Source organism: Methylomonas sp. HYX-M1 (genome assembly GCF_040741385.1).
In the GTDB taxonomy this organism is placed as follows: domain Bacteria; phylum Pseudomonadota; class Gammaproteobacteria; order Methylococcales; family Methylomonadaceae; genus Methylomonas; species Methylomonas rhizoryzae.
Window position 1 is genome coordinate 394,796 of the sequence record NZ_CP160405.1, and the last position, 20,773, is coordinate 415,568.

At 52.0% G+C, this 20,773-nt stretch carries 21 protein-coding genes; 14 read left to right on the forward strand and 7 right to left on the reverse strand.

Translation table 11 applies throughout. The features are described 5' to 3' along the window. The first annotated feature begins 23 nt into the window (after positions 1-23). From glyS to AB0A83_RS01765, 3 genes are read left to right on the forward strand one after another with little or no spacing between them, the layout of a single operon-like run. A complete protein-coding gene (glyS, locus tag AB0A83_RS01755) occupies positions 24-2,090 on the forward strand; it encodes a glycine--tRNA ligase subunit beta (RefSeq protein WP_367155281.1) in 2,067 nt (688 codons plus the stop codon). Next, positions 2,087-2,629: a D-glycero-beta-D-manno-heptose 1,7-bisphosphate 7-phosphatase gene (gene gmhB, locus AB0A83_RS01760; RefSeq protein ID WP_150046260.1), complete on the forward strand. Its 543-nt coding sequence runs from the start codon at positions 2,087-2,089 to the stop codon at positions 2,627-2,629. Before glyS ends, gmhB begins: the two co-directional genes overlap by 4 nt. Continuing rightward, complete coding sequence (locus AB0A83_RS01765; RefSeq protein WP_150046261.1) at positions 2,595-3,344, forward strand: lysophospholipid acyltransferase family protein; 750 nt, start codon at positions 2,595-2,597, stop codon at positions 3,342-3,344. The genes gmhB and AB0A83_RS01765 overlap by 35 nt, the downstream gene beginning before the upstream one ends. A gap of 119 nt (positions 3,345-3,463) precedes the next feature. Here the strand turns inward: AB0A83_RS01765 and AB0A83_RS01770 are convergent, their stop codons facing one another. The 3 genes from AB0A83_RS01770 to AB0A83_RS01780 all read right to left on the reverse strand — a co-directional run bounded on the left by AB0A83_RS01770 (position 3,464) and on the right by AB0A83_RS01780 (position 5,880). After that, positions 3,464-3,601 carry a hypothetical protein gene (locus AB0A83_RS01770; RefSeq protein WP_190303221.1) on the reverse strand — a complete coding sequence of 46 codons (138 nt, stop codon included), beginning with the start codon at positions 3,599-3,601 and terminating at the stop codon, positions 3,464-3,466. A 113-nt stretch (positions 3,602-3,714) separates the two neighbouring features. After that, positions 3,715-5,622, reverse strand: coding sequence for a DCC1-like thiol-disulfide oxidoreductase family protein (locus tag AB0A83_RS01775; protein WP_367155282.1), 1,908 nt, complete (start codon positions 5,620-5,622; stop codon positions 3,715-3,717). 129 nt (positions 5,623-5,751) lie between these two features. After that, positions 5,752-5,880, reverse strand: coding sequence for a hypothetical protein (locus AB0A83_RS01780; protein WP_255189959.1), 129 nt, complete (start codon positions 5,878-5,880; stop codon positions 5,752-5,754). Between the two features lie 215 nt (positions 5,881-6,095). Between AB0A83_RS01780 and AB0A83_RS01785 the strand changes: the two genes are divergently transcribed. Then, entirely contained in the window at positions 6,096-6,515 is a 420-nt protein-coding gene (locus AB0A83_RS01785; RefSeq protein ID WP_150046263.1) for a hypothetical protein, read from the forward strand. A 51-nt stretch (positions 6,516-6,566) separates the two neighbouring features. Here AB0A83_RS01785 and AB0A83_RS01790 read toward each other — a convergent pair whose 3' ends face one another. Then, positions 6,567-6,755 carry a DUF2970 domain-containing protein gene (locus AB0A83_RS01790; protein ID WP_150046264.1) on the reverse strand — a complete coding sequence of 63 codons (189 nt, stop codon included), beginning with the start codon at positions 6,753-6,755 and terminating at the stop codon, positions 6,567-6,569. Positions 6,756-6,828: 73 nt separating this feature from the next. Here AB0A83_RS01790 and metH point away from each other — a divergent pair, with 73 nt between their 5' ends. Genes metH through AB0A83_RS01805 form a run of 3 tightly spaced genes read left to right on the forward strand, consistent with a single transcriptional unit; the run spans position 6,829 to position 11,251 of the window. After that, a complete protein-coding gene (metH, locus tag AB0A83_RS01795; RefSeq protein WP_367155283.1) occupies positions 6,829-10,500 on the forward strand; it encodes a methionine synthase in 3,672 nt (1,223 codons plus the stop codon). A gap of 26 nt (positions 10,501-10,526) precedes the next feature. After that, entirely contained in the window at positions 10,527-11,015 is a 489-nt protein-coding gene (locus tag AB0A83_RS01800) for a TIGR00645 family protein (protein WP_150051730.1), read from the forward strand. Beyond that, on the forward strand, positions 11,015-11,251 hold the full coding sequence (locus AB0A83_RS01805) for a glutaredoxin family protein (RefSeq protein ID WP_190303222.1): 237 nt from the start codon (positions 11,015-11,017) through the stop codon (positions 11,249-11,251). Before AB0A83_RS01800 ends, AB0A83_RS01805 begins: the two co-directional genes overlap by 1 nt. Before the next feature lie 52 nt (positions 11,252-11,303). On the opposite strand, the gene sodB is transcribed toward AB0A83_RS01805, so the two are convergent. Then, entirely contained in the window at positions 11,304-11,885 is a 582-nt protein-coding gene (gene sodB, locus AB0A83_RS01810; RefSeq protein WP_150046267.1) for a superoxide dismutase [Fe], read from the reverse strand. 238 nt (positions 11,886-12,123) lie between these two features. Between sodB and AB0A83_RS01815 the strand changes: the two genes are divergently transcribed. The 4 genes from AB0A83_RS01815 (at position 12,124) to AB0A83_RS01830 (ending at position 16,425) form a co-directional block, all read left to right on the forward strand. Continuing rightward, complete coding sequence (locus AB0A83_RS01815) at positions 12,124-12,564, forward strand: VOC family protein (protein WP_150046268.1); 441 nt, start codon at positions 12,124-12,126, stop codon at positions 12,562-12,564. Between the two features lie 6 nt (positions 12,565-12,570). Beyond that, positions 12,571-13,701, forward strand: coding sequence for a radical SAM family heme chaperone HemW (hemW, locus tag AB0A83_RS01820; protein WP_367155284.1), 1,131 nt, complete (start codon positions 12,571-12,573; stop codon positions 13,699-13,701). 45 nt (positions 13,702-13,746) lie between these two features. Further along, positions 13,747-14,388, forward strand: coding sequence for an orotate phosphoribosyltransferase (gene pyrE, locus AB0A83_RS01825; RefSeq protein ID WP_150046270.1), 642 nt, complete (start codon positions 13,747-13,749; stop codon positions 14,386-14,388). Positions 14,389-14,490: 102 nt separating this feature from the next. Continuing rightward, complete coding sequence (locus AB0A83_RS01830; RefSeq protein WP_150046271.1) at positions 14,491-16,425, forward strand: dynamin family protein; 1,935 nt, start codon at positions 14,491-14,493, stop codon at positions 16,423-16,425. A 50-nt stretch (positions 16,426-16,475) separates the two neighbouring features. Here the strand turns inward: AB0A83_RS01830 and speD are convergent, their stop codons facing one another. After that, a complete protein-coding gene (gene speD, locus AB0A83_RS01835) occupies positions 16,476-17,255 on the reverse strand; it encodes an adenosylmethionine decarboxylase (protein WP_150046272.1) in 780 nt (259 codons plus the stop codon). A gap of 4 nt (positions 17,256-17,259) precedes the next feature. Next, positions 17,260-17,679, reverse strand: a complete 420-nt coding sequence (locus AB0A83_RS01840; RefSeq protein WP_150046273.1) for an OsmC family protein — start codon at positions 17,677-17,679, stop codon at positions 17,260-17,262. A gap of 143 nt (positions 17,680-17,822) precedes the next feature. On the opposite strand from AB0A83_RS01840, the gene crp reads away from it, so the two are divergent. The 3 genes from crp (at position 17,823) to AB0A83_RS01855 (ending at position 20,719) form a co-directional block, all read left to right on the forward strand. Then, positions 17,823-18,470 (forward strand): cAMP-activated global transcriptional regulator CRP, encoded by a 648-nt coding sequence (crp, locus tag AB0A83_RS01845; protein ID WP_150046274.1) that lies wholly within the window; start codon positions 17,823-17,825, stop codon positions 18,468-18,470. A gap of 271 nt (positions 18,471-18,741) precedes the next feature. After that, on the forward strand, positions 18,742-19,911 hold the full coding sequence (locus AB0A83_RS01850) for an MFS transporter (RefSeq protein ID WP_150046275.1): 1,170 nt from the start codon (positions 18,742-18,744) through the stop codon (positions 19,909-19,911). Between the two features lie 133 nt (positions 19,912-20,044). Continuing rightward, positions 20,045-20,719 carry a cytochrome c gene (locus AB0A83_RS01855; protein ID WP_367155285.1) on the forward strand — a complete coding sequence of 225 codons (675 nt, stop codon included), beginning with the start codon at positions 20,045-20,047 and terminating at the stop codon, positions 20,717-20,719. The last annotated feature ends 54 nt before the right edge of the window (positions 20,720-20,773 follow it).

Sequence of the window (20,773 nt, forward strand, 5' to 3'; positions counted from 1 at the left end):
ACTTTGCACCATAGGCAAACGCTGTGACGATCACTCAAGATTTATTATTCGAACTGGGCGGCGAAGAACTGCCGCCCAAATCCTTGAAAAAACTCAGCCAGTCGTTATTGGACGGCATGGTCGCCGGCTTGAAAGACGCCGGCTTGAATTTCAGCGAGGCCAAGGCCTATGCCACGCCGCGCCGTTTGGCCGTTCTGATTCGTAACCTCGACAGCCAGCAGGCGGACAAGGTCGTCGAAAAACGCGGTCCGGCGCTGCAAGCGGCTTACGGGCCGGACGGCGCGCCGAGCAAGGCCGCATTGGGTTTTGCATCCAGTTGCGGCGCCAGTTTCGAGCAATTGGAGAAACTGGAAACCGACAAGGGTGCGTGGTTGATTTTCAAGCAAGCGGTCAAAGGTCAGCCGACCACCGAATTGATGCCGGACATTATTCGTAAAAGTCTGGCGCAATTGCCGATCGCCAAGCGCATGCGCTGGGGCGATTACGATCACGAATTCGTGCGGCCGGTGCACAATGCGGTGTTGCTGTTCGGTAGTGAAATTATCGACGCCGACATCTTGGGCTTGAAAACCGGCCGCCATAGTTTCGGCCATCGCATGCACGCACCAAATCCGATCGAGTTGAGCCATCCGGACGAGTATGTCGAAAAATTGTTGACGGCGAAAGTCACCGTCGATTTCGAACAACGCATGCGGCAAATCGAAACCGGCGCCCAGCAGGCGGCGACTGCATTGGGCGGCATCGCCCATATCGAGGAAGAGTTGCTGGAAGAAGTCGCGGCCTTGAACGAATGGCCGGTGCCGGTGGTCGGCAATTTCGACGCCCGCTTCCTGGAACTGCCGCAGGAGGTGTTGATCACCACGATGCAGTCCAACCAGAAATATTTTCCGGTCAAGAATGCGCAAGGCGGCTTGCTGGCGCATTTCATTACCTTCGCTAACATCGAAAGCTCCAATCCGGCTTCGATTCGCGCCGGCAACGAGCGGGTGGTATTGCCGCGTCTGGTCGATGCCGAATTCTTCTGGAAACAGGATAGAAAGCAATCCCTGGCCGACCGCGTCGACAGCCTGAAAACCATCGTGTTTCAAAAAGACCTGGGCACCTTGTTCGACAAGACCGAACGGGTCGCCCAACTGGCCGGTTTGATCGCCGAACAGCTTGGCGCCGACGTTGCGCTGGCAAAACGCGCCGCCTTGCTGGCCAAGACCGATTTGCTGACCAACATGGTTAGCGAATTCACCAACCTGCAAGGCACCATGGGCCGCTACTACGCGGTGGCCGACGGCGAGGATGCGGCGGTTGCCAATGCCCAGGAAGAACAATATTTTCCGAAACAATCCGGCGGGGAGATTCCCAAAGCCCCCATCAGCGTGGCGTTGGCCGTGGCGGAAAAAATCGACACCTTGGCCGGCATCTTCAGCGCCGGGCTGATTCCGACCGGCGACAAGGATCCTTACGCCTTGCGCCGCGCCACCTTGGGCATCTTGCGCACCCTGATCGAAAACGGTCTGGCTTTGGATGTCGTCGAACTGCTGAACGCAGCCTTGGCGCAATTCAGCCATAAGTTCGACCAGGCCGAAACCCGGCAAAAAGTCGTCGGCTTCATCTTCGATCGCCTAAAAGGCTATTGCCTAGATCAAGGCTTTAGTAGCGACGAATTCGAAGCGGTGTTGGCGGTTAATCCGACCCGGCCGTTTGATTTCTGGCTTAGGATCAAGGCCGTGCAGTCCTTCCGCGCCCTGCCCGAAGCCGAAAGCCTGGCCGCGGCCAACAAACGCATCATCAATATCTTGAAAAAGTCCGAGCAGCCGGTTTCGGAAACCATAGGCGCGCTGGTCGAAGCGCAGGAGAAAAATTTGCTGGTTGCCGCCGAGGAAGCTGAAGCCGCGATTCTGCCGCTGTTGGCCGAGCAAAATTATCCGTTGGCTTTGAGTCGTTTGGCTCAGCTGCGCGATAGCGTCGATGCCTTTTTCGACGGCGTGATGGTCAATACCGAAGATACTGCTTTGCGTAACAGCCGGCTGGCGTTGCTGGCCAAGTTGTCCGGCCAATTCTTGAATATCGCCGACATTTCCAAGTTGCAAGCGTGAGCCGGCGTTATGTCGTGTTGGACCGCGACGGCACGATAAATCTCGATTCCGCCTCCTTTATCAAGTCGGCGGACGAATGGATTCCGCTGCCCGGCAGCTTGGAAGCCATTGCGCTGTTGAATCGGCATGGTTTCGCGGTCGTGGTAATCAGCAATCAATCCGGTGTAGGACGAGGCTTATTCGATCCGGCTACTTTGGATGCGATGCATGCCAAGATGCGCCGGCTGGCAGCAGCAGCCGGGGGCTCAATAGAGGCTGTATATGTTTGTCCGCACGACCCGGAGCAAGGATGCGACTGCCGCAAGCCTAAGCCCGGCTTATTTCTCAAGTTTGCTGCCGATTTTGGCGCGGATTTGACCGAGGTTTACGCCGTTGGCGATTCGTTACGCGATTTGCAAGCCGCTGAGGCGGTGGGTGCTAAACCGATTTTGGTGAAAACCGGTAAAGGCGCCGATACCTTCGCCAAGCACCCCGATTTACTTTGTCCTATTTTCGATACTTTATATGACGCCGCTCATTTCATCGTCTCGCAAAGCTGATTTGCGAGTGATCTTAGGTTCTACTTTATTCTTCATTTATGTGGTGTTGTCCACGCCGATAGTCGGTTTGGCGATTCTGGGTTGTTACTTTATGCCATTTTCCACGCGTTATAAGATCGCGGACATATGGATAGATTATTTGTTGTTTATGCTAAAGCTGTGTTGCGGGTTGAGTTATCGGGTGGAGGGGTTAGAGAACGTTCCGCTAGACCGCGCCGCGGTGATTCTCAGCAAGCACCAATCCGCGTGGGAAACTATCGCCCTGCGGCAAATTATTTCGCCGCAAACCGCCGTATTGAAAAAATCATTGTTGCAAATTCCGTTCGGAGGCTGGGCATTGGCTACCTTAAAGCCGATTGCTATAGATCGCAGCAACCAGAAAGAGGCGTTGAAGATGTTGTTGGAGCAAGGAACCGCTCGCTTGCAGGAGGGATTGTTTGTATTGGTGTTTCCCGAAGGCACGCGGGTTGCCCCCGGAGCTAGCAAAAAATTCAATGCCGGCGGGGCGATGTTGGCTCACAAATCCGGGTTTCCGGTTATCCCTTTGGCGCATAACGCCGGGGAATTTTGGCCGCGGAATAGTTTTTTGAAGTATCCGGGGGTAATTACTGTGAAGATTGGCCCGGAGATTAGCACTCAAGGTAAGAGCTCCAAAGAAATCAATGCCGAAGCGGAGCAGTGGATTGTAAAAACGATGGATGAGATGGCGACTTAAGGCTTTAAGAGTGCTCCGTGCTTAACTCGGATGGAGCGGTAGAATATCAAGTAGCCATAAAACATAAGGCCCACTGACGTGGGCCTTACTCAGGAAGTTTTTAGTCCTGTCAAAGCTGCTTACTGAAGACCGCTGCCTTGTTGGCTAGGTGTGCCGTAACCTTTCGGTTTTGGGTTGCCACCGTCTGGATCGTCCATGCAGCCGCTCAAGCTAACAACCATAAGAGCCATGGCCAAAAGGGTAAATACTTTCTTCATAACATCCTCCGATCTAATATTAGGGTTATTATAATTTTTGCGCGCCCTAACAGGACACGCGGAATTTTATAACATGACAAATTGGCACTTGCAAGAGCCAATTTCCAAATAGCTTACAGAGCGTCGATGTCGGCCGGCAGATCGATTTTAATTTCTCTGCCGTGCCACTGGGCATAACCTATGCTGGACCATGCTCCGGAAAGGTTGTTTTGCCGAAGATTGGCTTCCCACTCGAACGGTGCCCGAATTTTTTTCATTTTGACGATAAAGCGCGTGCCGTCCGGAGCTAGGCCTAGTTTATGCCCCCAGAAGGCGGTGACCTTCATGATGAATTTTTTCAGTCTTAATTCGTCGATATTGGGCGTAACCGCGATATTGGCCCACATGGAGTGCACACGGCCCCAGTTAGGCGCCAGCAGTCGGCCTTGCTCGTTGACGAAAGGCAACCATTGTTCGTTACCGTTGCCATCAATATAGGTAATCGCCAGCAGGTGCTCGTAACCGGCGAAGTGATCGTGCAAATACAAGGCGTGCGGGGTAATGCCTAAAAAGGTGTGGGAAAACATTAACAGCGCGTTGCTCATGTCGGCTAGCGCACTGGAAAAGGCGGTTTGCCGGGTGTCGATTTCGTAACGGTACAACAAGCCGTAATGTATGCTGCTGTTCAGCTGTAATAGGATTATAAACGCTAACGTTTTAGCGACTTTATGCAGGTTCCGTTTTGTTTGCTTGTCGTTTTGCGAGGCGAACAGCAAGTCGTATAGGCTTGGAGATGGCGGTGCGCTGATGCTGGAAGCACAGGTGATGTCACAGTCGAGCCTCGCTCGATTGTCGGCAATGCGCCGATAGATGCGCTGCGCAATTTGGCGTATGCCCGGTAAGGATAGGCCGTAGCCGAATACGGCCGGATAACCCATGGCGATTAAAATGCGCGCATAGGTGTCTATGCCGCTATAGACTTTTCCTTGGCGGTCGACGGCGTACAAATCGGTCAACAACGTTTTTTGCTCCAGCCGCATCAGTGCCGGATAGTCTTGGGCATGCAATTGGGCGGGTTTGAATTCCACGCTACGGCGCACGTCGAAGTGATTTAGGGTTAGCACGGTGCGATTGCACAACGGACACTGTTGATCGTATAGCACGGCTAACGAGGGTTCGAGTTGTCTTATCCGGGCACCTATTTTTCGGTACCAAGACAGTGGCATGACCAGCGCGTAGAATATCAGCATGCCCAATCCGAACGGGTAAATGTTAAACGACAGGGTAATGCCAAGATGTAGGCTTATGCCTATCAGAAAATAAACGGGCCGCAGTAGCCGAAAATCGAAGAGGAACGGAAAGCTGAATTGGAAGGCTAAAATCGTATAGCCTATCGCCTTTTGTAGGCTTTCCTGATTGAGCAGCCACGACATATCCAGCGCGGACAAGTAATAAGGCACCGAAGAAGGTAGCCAGGCTCCCAATCCGTTGCGCCAATGGGGGGCGAATAGCTTGTGGATGGCCGAGTCGAAATACAAAAAGCCCAGGCAAATCAGTACCGGCAACAAATAGCTGAGCCTGGAAACCTGATTTGGTTGATATTGCGAATAATGCACAAAGGGCTGGGCTAATTTTTTACGTAACGCGTCTATCGCGAACGCTTTATCTATCGGCATGAACAGTAGAAAAAAATTCGCGCCGATCATGAAAAGATCGAAGCCCCCGTCGAAATCGCGTTGCATGGGTGTGAAATTGACGAAGATCAGCCACAGCAGGTAATTGGCTATGCTACTGAAGCGGCAGCGATAGCCGATGGCTAGGCAAAATGCGATGACCGCCCATAGCCATAAGAAACAGACGATCATTGGGAATTCGACGTCTATATAGGGTATAGGGTCGAAAATCAAATGGTTGAAATAGATTAAGAACAGAATTTCCTGCAGGGCAACAAGCCCGTATAGCAAGCGGAACAGACCGACTCCGGTTGCGGGGACCTGTTGGTTGGACAGGGCGAAAACTTTGGAATATAAGCGTTTGTACATCTTCAGGACGGCTAAAAATGTACAAATTATAAGGTATTAGCCGATTAGGAAAAACTGGCGGGCATAAAAAAGGCGGCTTCCATTGCGGTGCCGCCTTTATTCAGAAAAGCTAAGCTTACTGCTTGTCGCTTACTCTTCGTCTTTAGGTTCGGCAAACACCCATTTTACGAAGAAATATCCTGCAGCGATAATGACTACCGCTCCAATCATGCCTGATGGTTCTTTTAACATTTCTGTCAAGTCTAAGATCGCTCCCATGGGTGCCTCCTACCTTATTGTTAATTGGTCATTGTTATCAAAAAACGCCGAGACCGGCGCCAGAGCGCCATATGTTACTTTAGCTAACTTTAATGTCAAGCAATTGATAATCTTCGAAGAAAGAGTGAGCTTGAAATTGCCAATACGAGCGAATAGAAGTAGTATGCACCTTTAACTTGTTGCATAAGAATAACAATAGCTAAAGGGGAGCAATCATGATAGGTGGTATAGTGATGGTGTTGGCTGCGATTTGGGTCTACCAGACCATGATGAGGGCCAAAAAGAGCAGCGTAATGATGTGGGTGGGCATTTGTTCCGTAGTGTTCTTTGGGGTCGAATTCGTAGCGCAAATTTTCTGCATCGAAATTATCGACGCCTTAGGCGGTAGAGACATCGGCGAAAGTTATGATCGCGAGTTGACTAGTGTCGGCGATAGACGGACGCAGGAAAATGCCGGCGGTTTCTTGGTCAACAGCTTGTGCGAGTTGTTCCCATCGGCGGCCGGCGTGTTGGCGGTAGCGGCAATTCGGACCTTGGTGATTTTGAAAGAAGCGCCTACGCTCGCTAACTTGTTCAGCGGTATGAAAGAGCTGTTTATCAGCATCAAAGACAGCTTCAAAGTATCCGGCAACTAATGCTGCAGGCGAGCAAGCCCGACTGCGGTCTGGCTTGCTCGCTAGGGTTCGTCAACCCAGAACCAGCGATACGACAAATACGATGGCGCCGATCAACAATACAGTCGCTATCGCTCCGACGACGATATAAGCCGGCAGAGAGCCGTCCTTAAAATCGATCTCCCGATTTTTATTGCTCTGTACCCCGATTCCCGCGGCAATGACGCTTTTAACAACATGCAGTAGATCCGGTTTAGACATTTTTCCTCCTCGTTTTACATTTTAAATTCCGTCGACACCTTAAAAGGTTGCGCTTTTTCAACGCCTTTTGCTAATGACCAATTCAACGATATTACATCAGCAGCTCTCGCAGAGAATTTTGTTCTTGGACGGTGCCATGGGCACCATGATACAGAGCTACAAGCTAGGGGAAAAGGATTACCGCGGCGAGCGTTTTGCGCAGTGGCCGGTGGATTTAAAAGGCAACAACGATTTGTTGTCGCTTACCCGGCCGGAGATTATTCGAGCCATTCATGGCGCGTATCTGCAAGCCGGCGCCGATATATTGGAAACCAATACCTTCAACTCGACTCGGGTTGCGATGGCCGACTATCGCATGGAAGAGTTGGCTTACGAGATTAACCTTGCTTCGGCAAAACTGGCCAAGCAAGTCGCAGAAGAGTTTAGCGCCAAGACTCCGGAAAAACCGCGTTTCGTCGCTGGCGTGTTAGGGCCTACCAATCGCACCTCGTCGATGTCGCCGGACGTTAACGATCCCGGGTTCAGAAACATCAGCTTCGATGAATTAGTAGATGCTTACAGCGAAGCCACGCGCGGTCTGATAGCCGGCGGCGCCGACATTATTTTGATCGAAACCGTGTTCGATACCTTGAACGCCAAGGCGGCGATTTTTGCCGTGGAGTCGGTATTTGAGCAAATCGGTTACCAATTGCCGGTGATGATCTCCGGCACCATTACCGACGCCTCCGGCCGCACCTTGTCCGGCCAGACCGCTGCCGCATTCTGGACTTCGCTGAAACACGTCAAACCGATTTCGATCGGTTTCAACTGTGCGCTCGGTGCCCGGGAATTGCGTCAGTACATCGAAGAATTGTCCAATATTGCCGACACCTACGTCTCGGCCCACCCCAATGCGGGTTTACCCAACGAATTCGGCGAATACGACGAAACCCCGGAAATGATGGCCGCCGAGCTGGCCGACTGGGCTGCCAGCGGTTATCTGAACATCATCGGCGGCTGCTGCGGCACCTCGCCGGACACGATCCGCGCCATCGTCGCCGCGTTGAGCAAATATCCGCCGCGACAAATTCCCAAGCTGGAAAAACGCTGCCACCTGGCAGGTCTGGAAGCGATGAGCATCGGCCCGGAAACCTTGTTCGTCAACGTCGGCGAACGCACCAACGTCACCGGTTCGGCGGTGTTCAAGAAAATGATCGTCGAAGAGCGCTATGAGGACGCACTGGAAGTGGCGCGCCAGCAGGTCGAAAACGGCGCCCAGATCATCGACATCAACATGGACGAAGGCATGCTCGATTCCAAAGCGGCGATGGTGCGCTTTCTGAATCTGCTGGCGGCCGAGCCGGACATCGCCAAAGTGCCGGTGATGCTGGATTCGTCGAAATGGGAGATTCTGGAAGCCGGCCTGAAATGCATCCAGGGCAAGGGCATCGTCAACTCGATCTCGATCAAGGAAGGCGAAGCCAAATTCATCGAACAAGCCAAGCTGGTGCGGCGCTACGGCGCGGCTGTGATTGTGATGGCCTTCGACGAAGTCGGCCAAGCCGACACCATGGCGCGCAAGATCGAAATTTGCAGTCGCGCCTACAAGATTCTGACCGAGCAGGTCGGCTTTCCGCCGGAAGACATCATCTTCGACCCGAACATTTTCGCGGTCGCCACCGGCATCGAGGAGCACAACAATTACGGCGTCGACTTCATCGAAGCCACCCGCATCATCAAGCAAAATCTGCCGCACGCCTTGATTTCCGGCGGCGTATCCAATGTGTCGTTCTCGTTCCGCGGCAACAATCCGGTGCGCGAAGCGATCCACGCGGTATTTTTGTACCACGCGGTGCAGGCCGGCATGGATATGGGCATCGTCAACGCCGGCCAGTTGGCGATCTATGAAGACATTCCGCGCGAATTGCGCGATGCGGTCGAGGACGTGATTCTGAACCGCAACCCGGACGGCACCGAAAGATTGTTGGACATCGCCGAGAAATATCGGGGCAGCGGCCAGGCCGCCAAGCAGGAAACCCTGGAATGGCGCGAATGGCCGGTTAACAAACGCCTGGAACACGCGCTGGTCAAAGGTATCGCCGATTTTATCGAGGAAGATACCGAAGCCGCCCGCCTGGAGGCCGAGAAACCCTTGCACGTGATCGAAGGCCCGCTGATGGACGGCATGAACGTGGTCGGCGACTTGTTCGGCGAAGGCAAGATGTTTCTGCCGCAAGTGGTGAAATCGGCGCGGGTGATGAAAAAAGCCGTGGCCTATCTGATGCCGTTCATGGATGCGGAAGTCGACGGCAGCGAACGGCAAACCAACGGCAAGGTGCTGATGGCCACCGTCAAGGGCGACGTGCACGACATCGGCAAAAACATCGTCACCGTGGTGTTGCAATGCAATAACTACGAGGTGATCGACATGGGTGTGATGGTGCCGGCGGAAAATATATTGAAAACCGCCCGCGAGGAAAAGGTCGACGTGATCGGCCTCAGCGGTTTGATCACGCCGTCGCTGGACGAAATGGTACACGTCGCCAAGGAAATGCAGCGCCAAGGTTTTACCATGCCGTTGATGATAGGCGGCGCCACCACCTCGCGCGCCCACACCGCGGTCAAGATCGAACCCAACTATGAACAGCCGACCGTTTATGTCACCGACGCTTCACGCGCGGTCGGTGTGGTCGGCTCGCTGTTGAGCCAGGATTTAAAGGCCGAATTCGTCGCTAAAACCCGCGAGGAGTACGCGCAGGTACGCGAGCGGCACCAAGGCCGGCAAGCAAAAAATCCGCAGCATGCATTGCCGTCCGCACGCAGCAATAAATTCGATTATGCCAGTCATCAACCGGTTAAACCCTGCTTTTTAGGCACTAAGCTGATAGACGACATTTCTCTGGCAAGTTTGGTCGAATACATCGATTGGACGCCGTTTTTCCTGACCTGGGAATTATCGGGGCGTTACCCGGCAATTCTGCAAGACGTCACGGTAGGGGTCGAGGCGACGAAGTTGTTCGAGGACGCACAAGCCATGCTGCACGCCATCGTCGAAGAGCGCTGGTTGGCCGCGAAGGCGGTAATCGGCTTTTTTCCGGTCAATAGCGACGGCGACGACATCGTGCTTTATGCCGACGACAGCCGCACGCAACAGCGTATGTTGTTGCACCATTTGCGCCAACAAAACGTAAAGGCGCCGGGTAAACCGAATTATTGCCTAGCCGATTTTGTTGCTCCGGTTGAAAGCGGAATTGCGGATTATATCGGCGGTTTTGCGGTGACCTCCGGGATAGGCATCGAAAGCAAGCTGCAGGAATTTGCCGAGGACCACGACGATTACAGTGCCATCATGCTGAAAGCGTTGGCAGACCGCTTGGCGGAAGCCTTGGCGGAATACATGCATCGCAAGGTGCGTACCGAATATTGGGGTTACGCCGCGGACGAAAGCTACGATAACGAGGCATTGATTGCCGAGGAATATCGTGGCATTCGGCCGGCACCCGGCTACCCGGCTTGTCCTGACCATACCGAGAAGGCAAAACTGTTCGAATTGTTGGATGCGACTGCTTTGACCGGAATTAGCTTGACGGAAAGTTATGCGATGTATCCGGCGTCGGCGGTCAGCGGCTGGTATTTTGCCCATCCGGACTCCCGATATTTCAACGTCGGCAAAATCGAGGCGGACCAACTGGAAGATTATGCGCGCCGAAAGGGGATGCCGCTTGAGGTTGCCGCTCGTTGGTTGGCGGCACATTTACAGCATTGAGCGATGAAAAGCGTATGCAAACCCGCATAGAACATTTTTTGGAACGCGTGATGTACGCCAGCCGCTGGATCATGGCGCCGGTATTTTTAGGGATGAGCGTGGTGCTGGTGGTGTTGGCGATCAAGTTCTTTCAGGAGTTGTACCACTTCGTGCCGCATATTCTGGAAATAGACGACGGCCAAATTATCCTGCGTTTGCTGACCTTCATCGATTTGGCCTTGGTGGGCAGTTTGACCTTGATCGTCATGTTTAGCGGCTACGAAAACTTCGTTTCGCGCTTGGACATAGGCGCAAATGCGGAAAAACTGGATTGGCTGGGCACGCACGACTACGGTTCGTTGAAATTGAAGGTCGCCACGTCGATAGTGGCTATTTCGTCTATCCGTTTGCTCCGGGTGTTTATGGAAGTCGAACACACCGAAAACGACAAGATGCTGTGGTTTGTCATCATTCATTTAACCTTGGTGGTTTCCGCTTTCATCATGGGCTATTTGGATAGATTGTCCAAACATTGATGATAGAGTTTTTGTTGTTCGGCACCGCGGGTTGCCATTTGTGCGAGGAAGCGGAAGCCGTGTTGGCCGAGCTGGGTTTGGCTTACGCGTGCCGGGAGATTATGGATGACGAGGCGGCGCAGCAGCTCTACGCGCTTCGGATACCGGTGTTATTGCATATCGAAAGCGCCTCGCAATTGGATTGGCCGTTCGATGCGGGACGGGTAACGGCGTTCGTGCGCCGGCACAAGGCATAAAAAAGCCGGTCCGATCATCGGACCGGCTTTAAAGGCCTAAGCGCTTATACGATTAAGCGTCGTAGTTGGCGTTGGCGAATTCCCAGTTTACCAAGGCCCAGAAGGCTTCCATGTATTTCGGACGGGCGTTGCGGTAATCGATGTAGTAAGCGTGTTCCCAAACGTCGCAAGTCAAAATCGGGGTGAGGCCGGAAGTTAACGGGCAACCGGCATTGCTGGTGCTAACCAATTCCAGCGAGCCGTTGGCATTCTTCACCAACCAAGCCCAGCCGGAGCCGAATGTGGTGACCGCGCATTTGGTGAACTCTTCTTTAAATTTTTCGAAAGAGCCGAAGGTACGCTCGATGGCGTTAGCCAATCCACCGGTCGGTTCGCCGCCGCCGTTGGGCGACAAGCAGTTCCAGTAGAAGGTGTGGTTCCACACTTGCGCGGCGTTGTTGAACATGCCGCCTGACGATTTTTTCACGATGTCTTCCAAAGACATGCCTTCGAATTCAGTGCCGGGAACCAAGTTGTTCAGGTTGGTTACGTAGGTTTGGTGGTGTTTTCCGTAGTGGTACTCGATGGTTTCGGGGGAAATGTGCGGAGCCAAGGCGTCGTTTGCGTACGGTAATGCAGGTAATTCGAAAGTCATCTTAATTCTCCAGAGTAAGTGAACAGCAGCCATAGCCCGAGAGAGGGAGCTCACAGGCTAATAACCCAGTATTATAATAAACAATTATGGCAAATCACTATTTTTAGAATGGTAGTTTTCAGCTGGGCGAGGCTGGGCTTACGCTAAAATCCCGGCGCTGTCGGCCTAGCAAGCGCGGTGCTCACGGCGTGGCCGGCTGCGGAATGTTTTTTCGGAATGTAGAGTTTGGAGGGTAGTGATGCGGTATTTACATACCATGGTAAGGGTGAGCGACTTGAGCGAGTCGCTGGATTTTTACTGTAATAAATTGGGCATGCGCGAGATTCGGCGTATGGAAAGCGAGGCGGGCCGCTTTACCTTGGTGTATTTGGCCGCGCCTGCAGACGGCGGCACTGCCGAAGCCGTCCAGGCGCCGCTATTGGAACTGACCTATAATTGGGACCCGGAAGTTTATAGCGGGGGGCGTAACTTCGGGCATTTGGCGTTCGAAGTCGATGACATTTATAAAATATGCCAAGCTTTGCTGGATCAAGGAGTCATCATAAACCGCCCGCCGCGTGACGGCTGGATGGCATTTATTCGTTCGCCGGACGCGATTTCCATTGAGTTGCTGCAAAAGGGCGCGGCGTTGCCGCCGCAAGAACCTTGGTGTTCGATGCCGAACACCGGTAGTTGGTAAGCCGATTTGCCGCCGCTCAGTCTGTATATTCATTTTCCGTGGTGTTTACAAAAATGCCCTTACTGCGATTTCAACTCGCATGCGCTCAAACAAGACTTGCCGGAAGAGCGATACATAGCGGCACTGCTGGATGATTTACGCGTCGAAATAGCGGCTTTGCCGCAGCCGCGGCGCATCGAAAGCATTTTCATGGGCGGCGGTACGCCGAGTTTGTTTTCCGCCGCGGCGCTGGAGCGCTTGCTGAAAGGCGTGAAAGCCTTGGTTGAATTGGCTGACGATTGCGAAATTACCCTGGAGGCCAATCCCGGAACCTTCGAGAGTGCCAAGTTCAGCGCTTACCGGGAATTGGGCATTAACCGCTTGTCGATAGGCATTCAAAGTTTCGACGACGCGCAACTAGCACGGCTGGGACGGGTGCACAATGCGGAGGAAGCTTTCGGTGCAGCACAAATTGCGCGCGACGCGGGGTTCGATAATCTGAATTTGGATTTGATGTTCGGTCTGCCGGAGCAAACCGAGCACAGCGCAATCGCTGACGTGGCAGCGGCGTTGTCGCTAAAACCTACCCATATTTCTTATTACCAGTTAACGCTGGAGCCGAATACTTATTTTCACCGTTATCCGCCGCAATTGCCCGACGACGAAACTATTTTTACGCACCAGCAGCGTTGCCAAGATCTGTTGGCAAAACAGGGTTATAAGCAATACGAAATTTCCGCTTATGCCTTGCCTGGCTTTCAATGCCGGCACAATCGAAATTATTGGCAGTTCGGCGATTATCTGGGCATAGGCGCCGGAGCGCACGGTAAACTCAGTTTGGCGATGCCGGGGCACATTCTGCGCACAACAAAGCCTAAGAATCCCGAGCAATACTGGTTGAACCCCGCGGGCGGCAGTCGAGCGGTGATAGCGCAGGATCAGTTATCCTTGGAGTTCGTGATGAACGCCTTGCGCTTGAAATCCGGATTTAGCTTGGCCGATTTTCAGGCTGCGACCGGCTTAGCGGTGGATGTATTGCAACCCGCATTGGCTCAGTGTCTTGAGGCAGGGTTATTGGCTCGGCATGGAGAGCGCGTGGCATGTTCCGCAGTCGGTTGGAATTTTCTGGATAGCGTGTTGCAGAAATTCCTTCCTTGAAACATGGGTATAATCCCTCGTCGCTTTATTTCAGATCCTTAACTTATGCTTGACTACCAACAACAATTTATCAGTTACGCCTTGCAATGCGGCGTATTGAAATTCGGAGAATTCCAGCTCAAATCCGGGCGAACCAGTCCTTACTTCTTCAATACCGGCTTGTTTAACACCGGCGCTCAGCTGGATCGTTTAGGCCGGTTTTACGCGCAAACTTTGCTGAGTGCGAATGTGGCGGCGGATGTATTGTACGGGCCGGCATACAAAGGCATACCCTTAGTCAGTACGACGGCAATTGCCTACGCCCGTTTGCATCAAGACATTCCCTTTGCCTTCAATCGCAAAGAAGCCAAGGATCACGGCGAAGGCGGCGTGTTGGTCGGCGCGCCGTTACGCGGCAAGGTTTGGATATTGGATGACGTGATTACCGCCGGCACATCGGTGCGCGAGTCGGTCGAGGTGATAGAGGCCGCAGGGGCAAGCGTGGCCGGAGTGGTAATTGCACTGGACAGGCAGGAAAAAGGCCAAAATGAATTTTCCGCGGTCCAAGAAGTTACCCGGCAATTCGGTATTCCGGTTTTGGCCATCATCGGCTTTCAACACATTATCGAGTATATGGAGCAAGAAAGCGGATACGCGGAGCGCTTGCCGGTGATACGCGCATACAGACAACAATACGGTGTGAACTAGCGCGCACGGCGCGACGCTTACGGGCTAGAGTAATTGGTCTACAATTACGCCTTATCTATAACCGCTTGAACTTTGTGAGTACAGTCAGCACATAGGCTTGCCATGAGAAATTTGGATTTTAAAGAACAACTGCACGAATATTCGAATTGGCGCGAACAGCTGATACAGGCGATTGAAATGTATCGGGAGTGGCGGGAGCGTTATAACTTCAGCGACCCGCAAAGCACGGAAGCGATTTTGAGCATTTTGCACGGTTTGCATAACGATAGAGTGACATTAGCGTTCGTCGCCGAATTTTCGCGCGGAAAAACCGAATTGATTAATGCACTGTTTTTTGCCGAAACCGGTGTGCGTTTGTTGCCGTCATCGCCGGGGCGAACCACGATGTGTCCTACCGAATTGTTTTGGGACGAAAGCGGAGGCAGTTACATTCGGCTGTTAAACATAGAGAGCCGCTTGGAAGAAATCACGTTAATGGATTATAAGCGCAACCCCGAGCGCTGGACGCAAGTGGATTTGAATATCGATTCGCCTACCCAAATGCAAGAGGCTTTCAGAGAATTAGTAGCCACCAAACGGGTAACCAAGGAAGTGGCCGATAAACTGGGGTTGTGGAACGAGCGCGAAGCGGCCGAACAGGGTATCGTTAATCCGGAGTCTGTAGAAATTCCGTGTTGGCGGCATGCGCTGATTAGTTTTCCGCATCCTTTGTTGAAAGAGGGCTTGTGTATCCTGGATACGCCGGGCTTGAATGCGTTAGGTACCGAACCGGAGCTGACGCTGAGCATGCTTCCTAGCGCTCAGGCGATTATCTTCGTGCTGGCGGCCGATACCGGGGTTACCAAAAGCGACCTGGAAATGTGGAAAAGCCATGTTTGCGGTTCCCGTGGGCTGCGGCGTCAAGGGTTGGCCGTCGTAATGAACAAGATTGACTCGATGTGGGACGACTTGGCGGGTGATCAAGGCTATCAACTAGCGATAGAAAAGCAAGTGGAAACCTGCGCGACTATTCTGAACATCGAGAAGCAGGTGATCTTTTCGGTATCGGCTAAACAAGCGTTGTTGGCAAAGGTAAAAGGCGACAACGCGTTGTTCGAAAGGAGCCGTTTGCAAAATTTGGAACAGTATTTGTCCGTGGATATTTTGAGCCAGCGCCGCGAGATTCTGCGAGGGGCCATCGAAAAAGATATCGGCTTTTTGGTCAGTGAATCCATTAAACTGATGAATACCAAGCTGGTAAATGCCTCCAAGCAATGGGAGGAATTCAAACAAATGGATTTTGAAAATCAAGAATTGACCGGTAAGTTGATGGCCGAAACGCGGGATAGGCAAAATGCTTATATGGCCAATATCGAAAATTTTCAAGCCAGTCGCAAGGTGTTTGCCGTGCAGGCCAAAATGTTGATCGATTCTTTCTCTAAGGAAAGAGTGGATGAAATCATCGCACGTACCAAAGAAGACATGCGCAAAAGCTTGACTACCTACGGCATGAAGCAAAACATGCGTAAGCTGTTCGACGAATTACGCGATTTGTTGCAGGATTCGGTGGATATTACCGAGGAAACCCGCCGCTTGATCAAGGCTATCCACAAGAAATTCCAAGAGGAATACGGTTTTAAGGAAATCGAGCCGCAGCTGTTTTCCATCAAACAATATCAATTTGAACTGGAACAAATTTTCGACGAAGGTGAAGCGTTTCGAAGCAGTGCCCGCACCACGATGACTGAACAAAATCTGGTGATCAATAAGTTGTATGGGACGTTGATCGCCAAAGCTCGGACGATTTTGCAACAAGCGCATAAAGATGCGGCGGCTTGGAGCAACAGCGTGCTAACGCCGCTGATGCATCAGATTAAGGATCACAAAAAACAAATCGAAAGTCGGTTGGTGATGTTAAGAAAAATCAACGAATCCAAAGGTGCGGTCAGCGAAAGTATCGCGCAATTGGAAGCGGAATTAATGCCGTTGAAACAGCAGCGCCAAGAATTGCTCGCCATCGTGAAAGCGATGCAAATCAATGTTACCGATTCTAACTAAGCTGAGCTAAGCACGACCGGGCTCTCTGTGAACAGACGGCCCGGTCGGTATTACGAAAAATTGCGGCCGTAAAAAATTTCGGCCATTTCGTCCTGCAGCTGTTCCTGAATTTCCTCTTTTTCTTCTTCCGTAAAATTACTTTCTTTTTCGAACAAGTAATTCTCCAGTTCGGTTTCCTTGAGCATCATCTTGGTGTGGAAGATGTTCTCTTGATAGACATTGACGTCTATCATTTGGTATAGCTCTTTGGTGCTTTCGGCGATGTAGTTCTGGATTGAGTTGATTTTGTGGTCGATATAATGCTTTTGCCCGGAAATGTCGCGGGTGAATCCACGCACCCGGTAATCCATGATTACGATGTCGGACTCGAAGCTGTGAATCAAATAATTCAAGGCCTTAAGCGGGGAAATCTGCCCGCAAGTGGACACATCAATGTCGGCGCGGAACGTGCAAATATCGGTATCCGGATGGCTTTCCGGATAGGTGTGCACCGTGATGTGACTTTTGTCCAGGTGCGCCAAAATCGTATCAGGCAAAGGTCCGGGCGATTCCGAGTTCATGCCGGCCGGAATCACCGCGCCTTCGGAAATCAGCATAGTCACGCTGGCGCCTTGCGGGTCGTAGTCTTGATGAGCGATGTTCAGTATCTGCGCGCCGATGATGTTGGCGACGTCTTTCAGTATCTGAGTTAGACGTTTCGCGTTATACGCCTCGTCGATATATTCGATGTAGGCTTTTTCTTGTTCCTTGGGCGCGTAACAAACGTCGTAGATGTTGAAACTCAGGGATTTCGTTAGGTTATTGAAACCGTGTAATTGTAATTTGCTCAACCGATTAACCCTCGATTATTTCGAAATCATGGCTAATTTCCACGCCGGCATGACTTAGCATAATCGACGCCGAACAATACTTTTCCGCGGAAAGTTTGACTGCACGTTCCACGGCCGATACGGAAAGATTTTTGCCGATTACCTTAAAGTGCAAATGAATTTTGCTGAATACGGCAGGCGTTGCGTCGACTCGTTCTGCCGACAATTCGGTGGTGCAGCCGGTAATTTCATGACGGCCTTTCTGCAAAATATCCACGACATCGAATGACGAACAACCGCCTACCCCTAGTAATAGCATTTCCATTGGCCGAACTCCGATATTTCGTCCGCCGTGTTCAGGCGGGCCGTCCATTATGACCGCATGACCGCTGCCGGACTCGCCGACGAACGCCCTGCCGTCAATCCATTTAACCGTTGCTTGCATGTCAATTCCTTAAAACCAAAATATGAGCAAATTTTACAATGATAACAGTTGAACCAACGTTTTTTTTTGCACAAAAGTACAGTTTTTTGATAGGGTAACCCAATCGTTTGGAAAAAATTATTACAACAATGAATCCGCTACCGATGAGAAAAAACCATAAGATTTCCCAAGCTGCGTTGGATGCGTTTTTGCACGTTTGCCACATTCGCAGTTATCCGGCGAAGTTGACCATTGTGCGGCCGGGGGACGTTGGGGACAAACTGCTGTTCGTCGTGGACGGCTCCGTAAGTGTTAGCGTCGAGGACGACGACGGGCACGAACTGATTTTGGCGTATTTGAACAAACATGATTTCGTCGGCGAGATCGGGGTGTTTAAGAATGCCGAAATTCGTAGCGCGTACGTCAAAACCCGGACTAAATCTCAAATGGCCGAAATCGGTTACGACCGTTTTAAAATGCTGTTGAATAACGAGTTGCGGGAGCACGCTGTAGAAATTTTGACGGTTCTCGGCGAACAGTTGTCGACACGGTTATTGATTACCAGCCGTAAGTTCAGAGACTTGGCATTCATGGACGTGGAGGGCCGCATTGCTCGTACTTTACTGGATCTGGCCAAAGAACCCGATGCGATTACTCATCCGGACGGCATGCAGTTGCATATTACCCGGCAGGAAATCGGCCGTATCGTAGGCTGTTCCAGAGAAATGGCGGGTAGGGTTTTGAAAGAGTTGGAAGACAAAGGCTTGATTACTGCGCACGGTAAAACCATTGTTGTTTTCGGGACTCGCTAAACTGTTCGGGAGTCGCTTTCTAGTATCCCGGTTGCCCGCTTTCCCAGGCGTATTTTCAGGTTAACAGCGCTCCGATGCTCTCTGTCTTACCTCTGGGAAGCGCCCGGATTTCGCTTTCCTGATACCAGACGGGCTGTTTCGTTGACGGAAATCGCCGGTTTTCATTTTTGCGCGAATCGGTTTAATCGGATTGGCGTTACCGCATAAATCAAGCGCCAAGAGTCGGATATATCGCCTCGCCGGTCAGAGCTATCTTTAAGACACTATCCAAATGAATAAACCGCAAATTCCGGGGACGGTTTGGGCTTTAGGTTTTGTAAGTTTGCTGATGGATGTTTCGTCGGAAATGATTCACAGCCTGCTGCCCATCTTTATGCTCGGTAGTTTAGGCGCCGGCGCTACGTTGATAGGGCTGGTGGAGGGAGTTGCCGAGGCTACGGCGTTGATCGTCAAAATATTTTCCGGTGCACTCAGCGATTATTTGGGCAAGCGCAAGCTGTTGGCAATCGTCGGATACGGTTTGGGAGCCGCCAGTAAACCTTTGTTTGCACTGGCGCTCAGTAGCCAAACGGTGTTTGTCGCACGGGTGGTCGATCGCCTTGGCAAGGGCATTCGAGGGGCGCCGCGTGATGCTTTAATTGCTGACGTTTCCCCAATCGAAATTCGGGGGGCTGCATTCGGGTTAAGGCAGGCTTTGGATACCATTGGTGCGTTTCTGGGGCCGCTGTTGGCAGTCGGTTTGATGCTGGTATGGGAAAACGATATTCGTGCGGTGTTTTGGGTTGCCGTTGTGCCCGGTGTGTTGTCGGTGTTGTTGTTGTCCGTCGGCGTGAAAGAGCCTGCGATTACGCGAGGCGGGTGCAGGACTAACCCCATTGGCCGGGAGTATTTGGCTAGGTTGAGCGGCGCTTATTGGCGAGTGGTCGCCGTCGGCGTGATTTTCAGTCTTGCCCGGTTCAGCGAGGCGTTTTTAGTCCTGCGCGCACTGCAATGCGGGGTGTCGCCAGCCTATTCGCCGCTAATTATGGTTGCCATGAATCTCGTTTATGCGGCGAGCGCTTATCCTTTCGGCAAGCTTTCCGATAGGCGTAGCGCAACGTATTTGCTCGTCGGCGGCCTTTGGGTATTGATAAGCGCCGATCTGATCTTGGCAATTGCCGATAGCTGGCAAGCTCTAGTCGTCGGCATTGGCTTATGGGGTGTGCATATGGCTATGACCCAGGGATTGTTGGCCAAATTGGTCGCCGATACTGCGCCCGACTATTTACGCGGCACAGCCTACGGTATGTTTAATTTATGCGGCGGGGTTGCGATGTTGCTTGCCAGTGTTCTGGCGGGTGTACTGTGGGATACATTAGGCGCCGGTGCAACGTTCCTGGCGGGGGCGATGTTTTGCGGTTTGGCATTGCTGCTGATCCGGGTAAGTCGCGTGAGCGCTTGACCGGTTGGACCCGGAAGCTGCGGTCTCGCCTCCAAATAGCAAATCGGTTAGAATTCGCGAGGATTTTACGCAACCGGCCGCAATTAGCCGCAAGCGTTAATCCCAATTACTATCCGAAAACAGGGGCTAAATAATGATAAAAACACTGCTGACCGTTTCTATTTCTCTGGCACTTGCCGCGAGTAGCGGTTTTGCAGCTGCGCAAAGTAAAGCGGGCAAGGAAAAAGCCGCTACTTGCGCCGGTTGTCATGGCGAAGACGGTAATAGTCCGATGCCGTCGTTTCCAAAATTGGCAGGGCAGCATCAAGGCTATTTGCTGAAACAATTGCAAGCGTTCAAAAGCGGCACCCGCTTGTCGCCCATGATGGCACCGTTAGCGACCGGTTTAGACGATAAAAGCATGGCGGAAATCGCTAGCTATTATAGCGAGCAGAAAATAGCCGCAAATTCGGCGCCGGTTCTGCCGGTGGATGATGACGACGATTCGAAGCCGGCAAAAACCGAAGCACAAAAGCAGGCAGAATTGGAAGATTTAATTACTCAAGGCAAAGATCTTTATCGAAACGGAAATATAGCCAGAGAAGTATCCGCGTGCGTCGCTTGTCACGGGCCGTATGCGGAAGGTAATAAACCGGCTTCTTTTCCGGCCTTGCATTCGCAACATGCGGAGTATTTGATCAAAACCCTTACCGACTTCAAAACCGGCGCCCGCAGCAACAATCGGGAAAATATGATGCATATGATTGCAACCAAGATGACCAATGAAGACATTAAAGCGGTTGCATACTACATTTCCACCATCAAATAACCCGGATAGTGCAAGCTGGACGCGCTGGAAACGGCCGGTTTGTCATCGATAGAC

Bases quoted from the DNA above. Each gene is read 5' to 3' on its own strand.
- AB0A83_RS01815 (WP_150046268.1), top strand. From the start codon at position 12,124: ATGCGGTATTTACATACCATGGTAAGGGTGAGCGACTTGAGCGAGTCG.
- AB0A83_RS01780 (WP_255189959.1), bottom strand. From the start codon at position 5,880: ATGGGAGCGATCTTAGACTTGACAGAAATGTTAAAAGAACCATCAGGC.
- AB0A83_RS01850 (WP_150046275.1), top strand. From the start codon at position 18,742: ATGAATAAACCGCAAATTCCGGGGACGGTTTGGGCTTTAGGTTTTGTA.
- AB0A83_RS01790 (WP_150046264.1), bottom strand. From the start codon at position 6,755: ATGTCTAAACCGGATCTACTGCATGTTGTTAAAAGCGTCATTGCCGCG.
- pyrE (WP_150046270.1), top strand. From the start codon at position 13,747: ATGCTTGACTACCAACAACAATTTATCAGTTACGCCTTGCAATGCGGC.
- AB0A83_RS01830 (WP_150046271.1), top strand. From the start codon at position 14,491: ATGAGAAATTTGGATTTTAAAGAACAACTGCACGAATATTCGAATTGG.
- AB0A83_RS01840 (WP_150046273.1), bottom strand. From the start codon at position 17,679: ATGCAAGCAACGGTTAAATGGATTGACGGCAGGGCGTTCGTCGGCGAG.
- AB0A83_RS01775 (WP_367155282.1), bottom strand. From the start codon at position 5,622: ATGTACAAACGCTTATATTCCAAAGTTTTCGCCCTGTCCAACCAACAG.
- sodB (WP_150046267.1), bottom strand. From the start codon at position 11,885: ATGACTTTCGAATTACCTGCATTACCGTACGCAAACGACGCCTTGGCT.
- AB0A83_RS01765 (WP_150046261.1), top strand. From the start codon at position 2,595: ATGACGCCGCTCATTTCATCGTCTCGCAAAGCTGATTTGCGAGTGATC.
- metH (WP_367155283.1), top strand. From the start codon at position 6,829: ATGACCAATTCAACGATATTACATCAGCAGCTCTCGCAGAGAATTTTG.
- AB0A83_RS01855 (WP_367155285.1), top strand. From the start codon at position 20,045: ATGATAAAAACACTGCTGACCGTTTCTATTTCTCTGGCACTTGCCGCG.
- AB0A83_RS01805 (WP_190303222.1), top strand. From the start codon at position 11,015: ATGATAGAGTTTTTGTTGTTCGGCACCGCGGGTTGCCATTTGTGCGAG.
- crp (WP_150046274.1), top strand. From the start codon at position 17,823: ATGAGAAAAAACCATAAGATTTCCCAAGCTGCGTTGGATGCGTTTTTG.
- AB0A83_RS01770 (WP_190303221.1), bottom strand. From the start codon at position 3,601: ATGAAGAAAGTATTTACCCTTTTGGCCATGGCTCTTATGGTTGTTAGC.
- AB0A83_RS01785 (WP_150046263.1), top strand. From the start codon at position 6,096: ATGATAGGTGGTATAGTGATGGTGTTGGCTGCGATTTGGGTCTACCAG.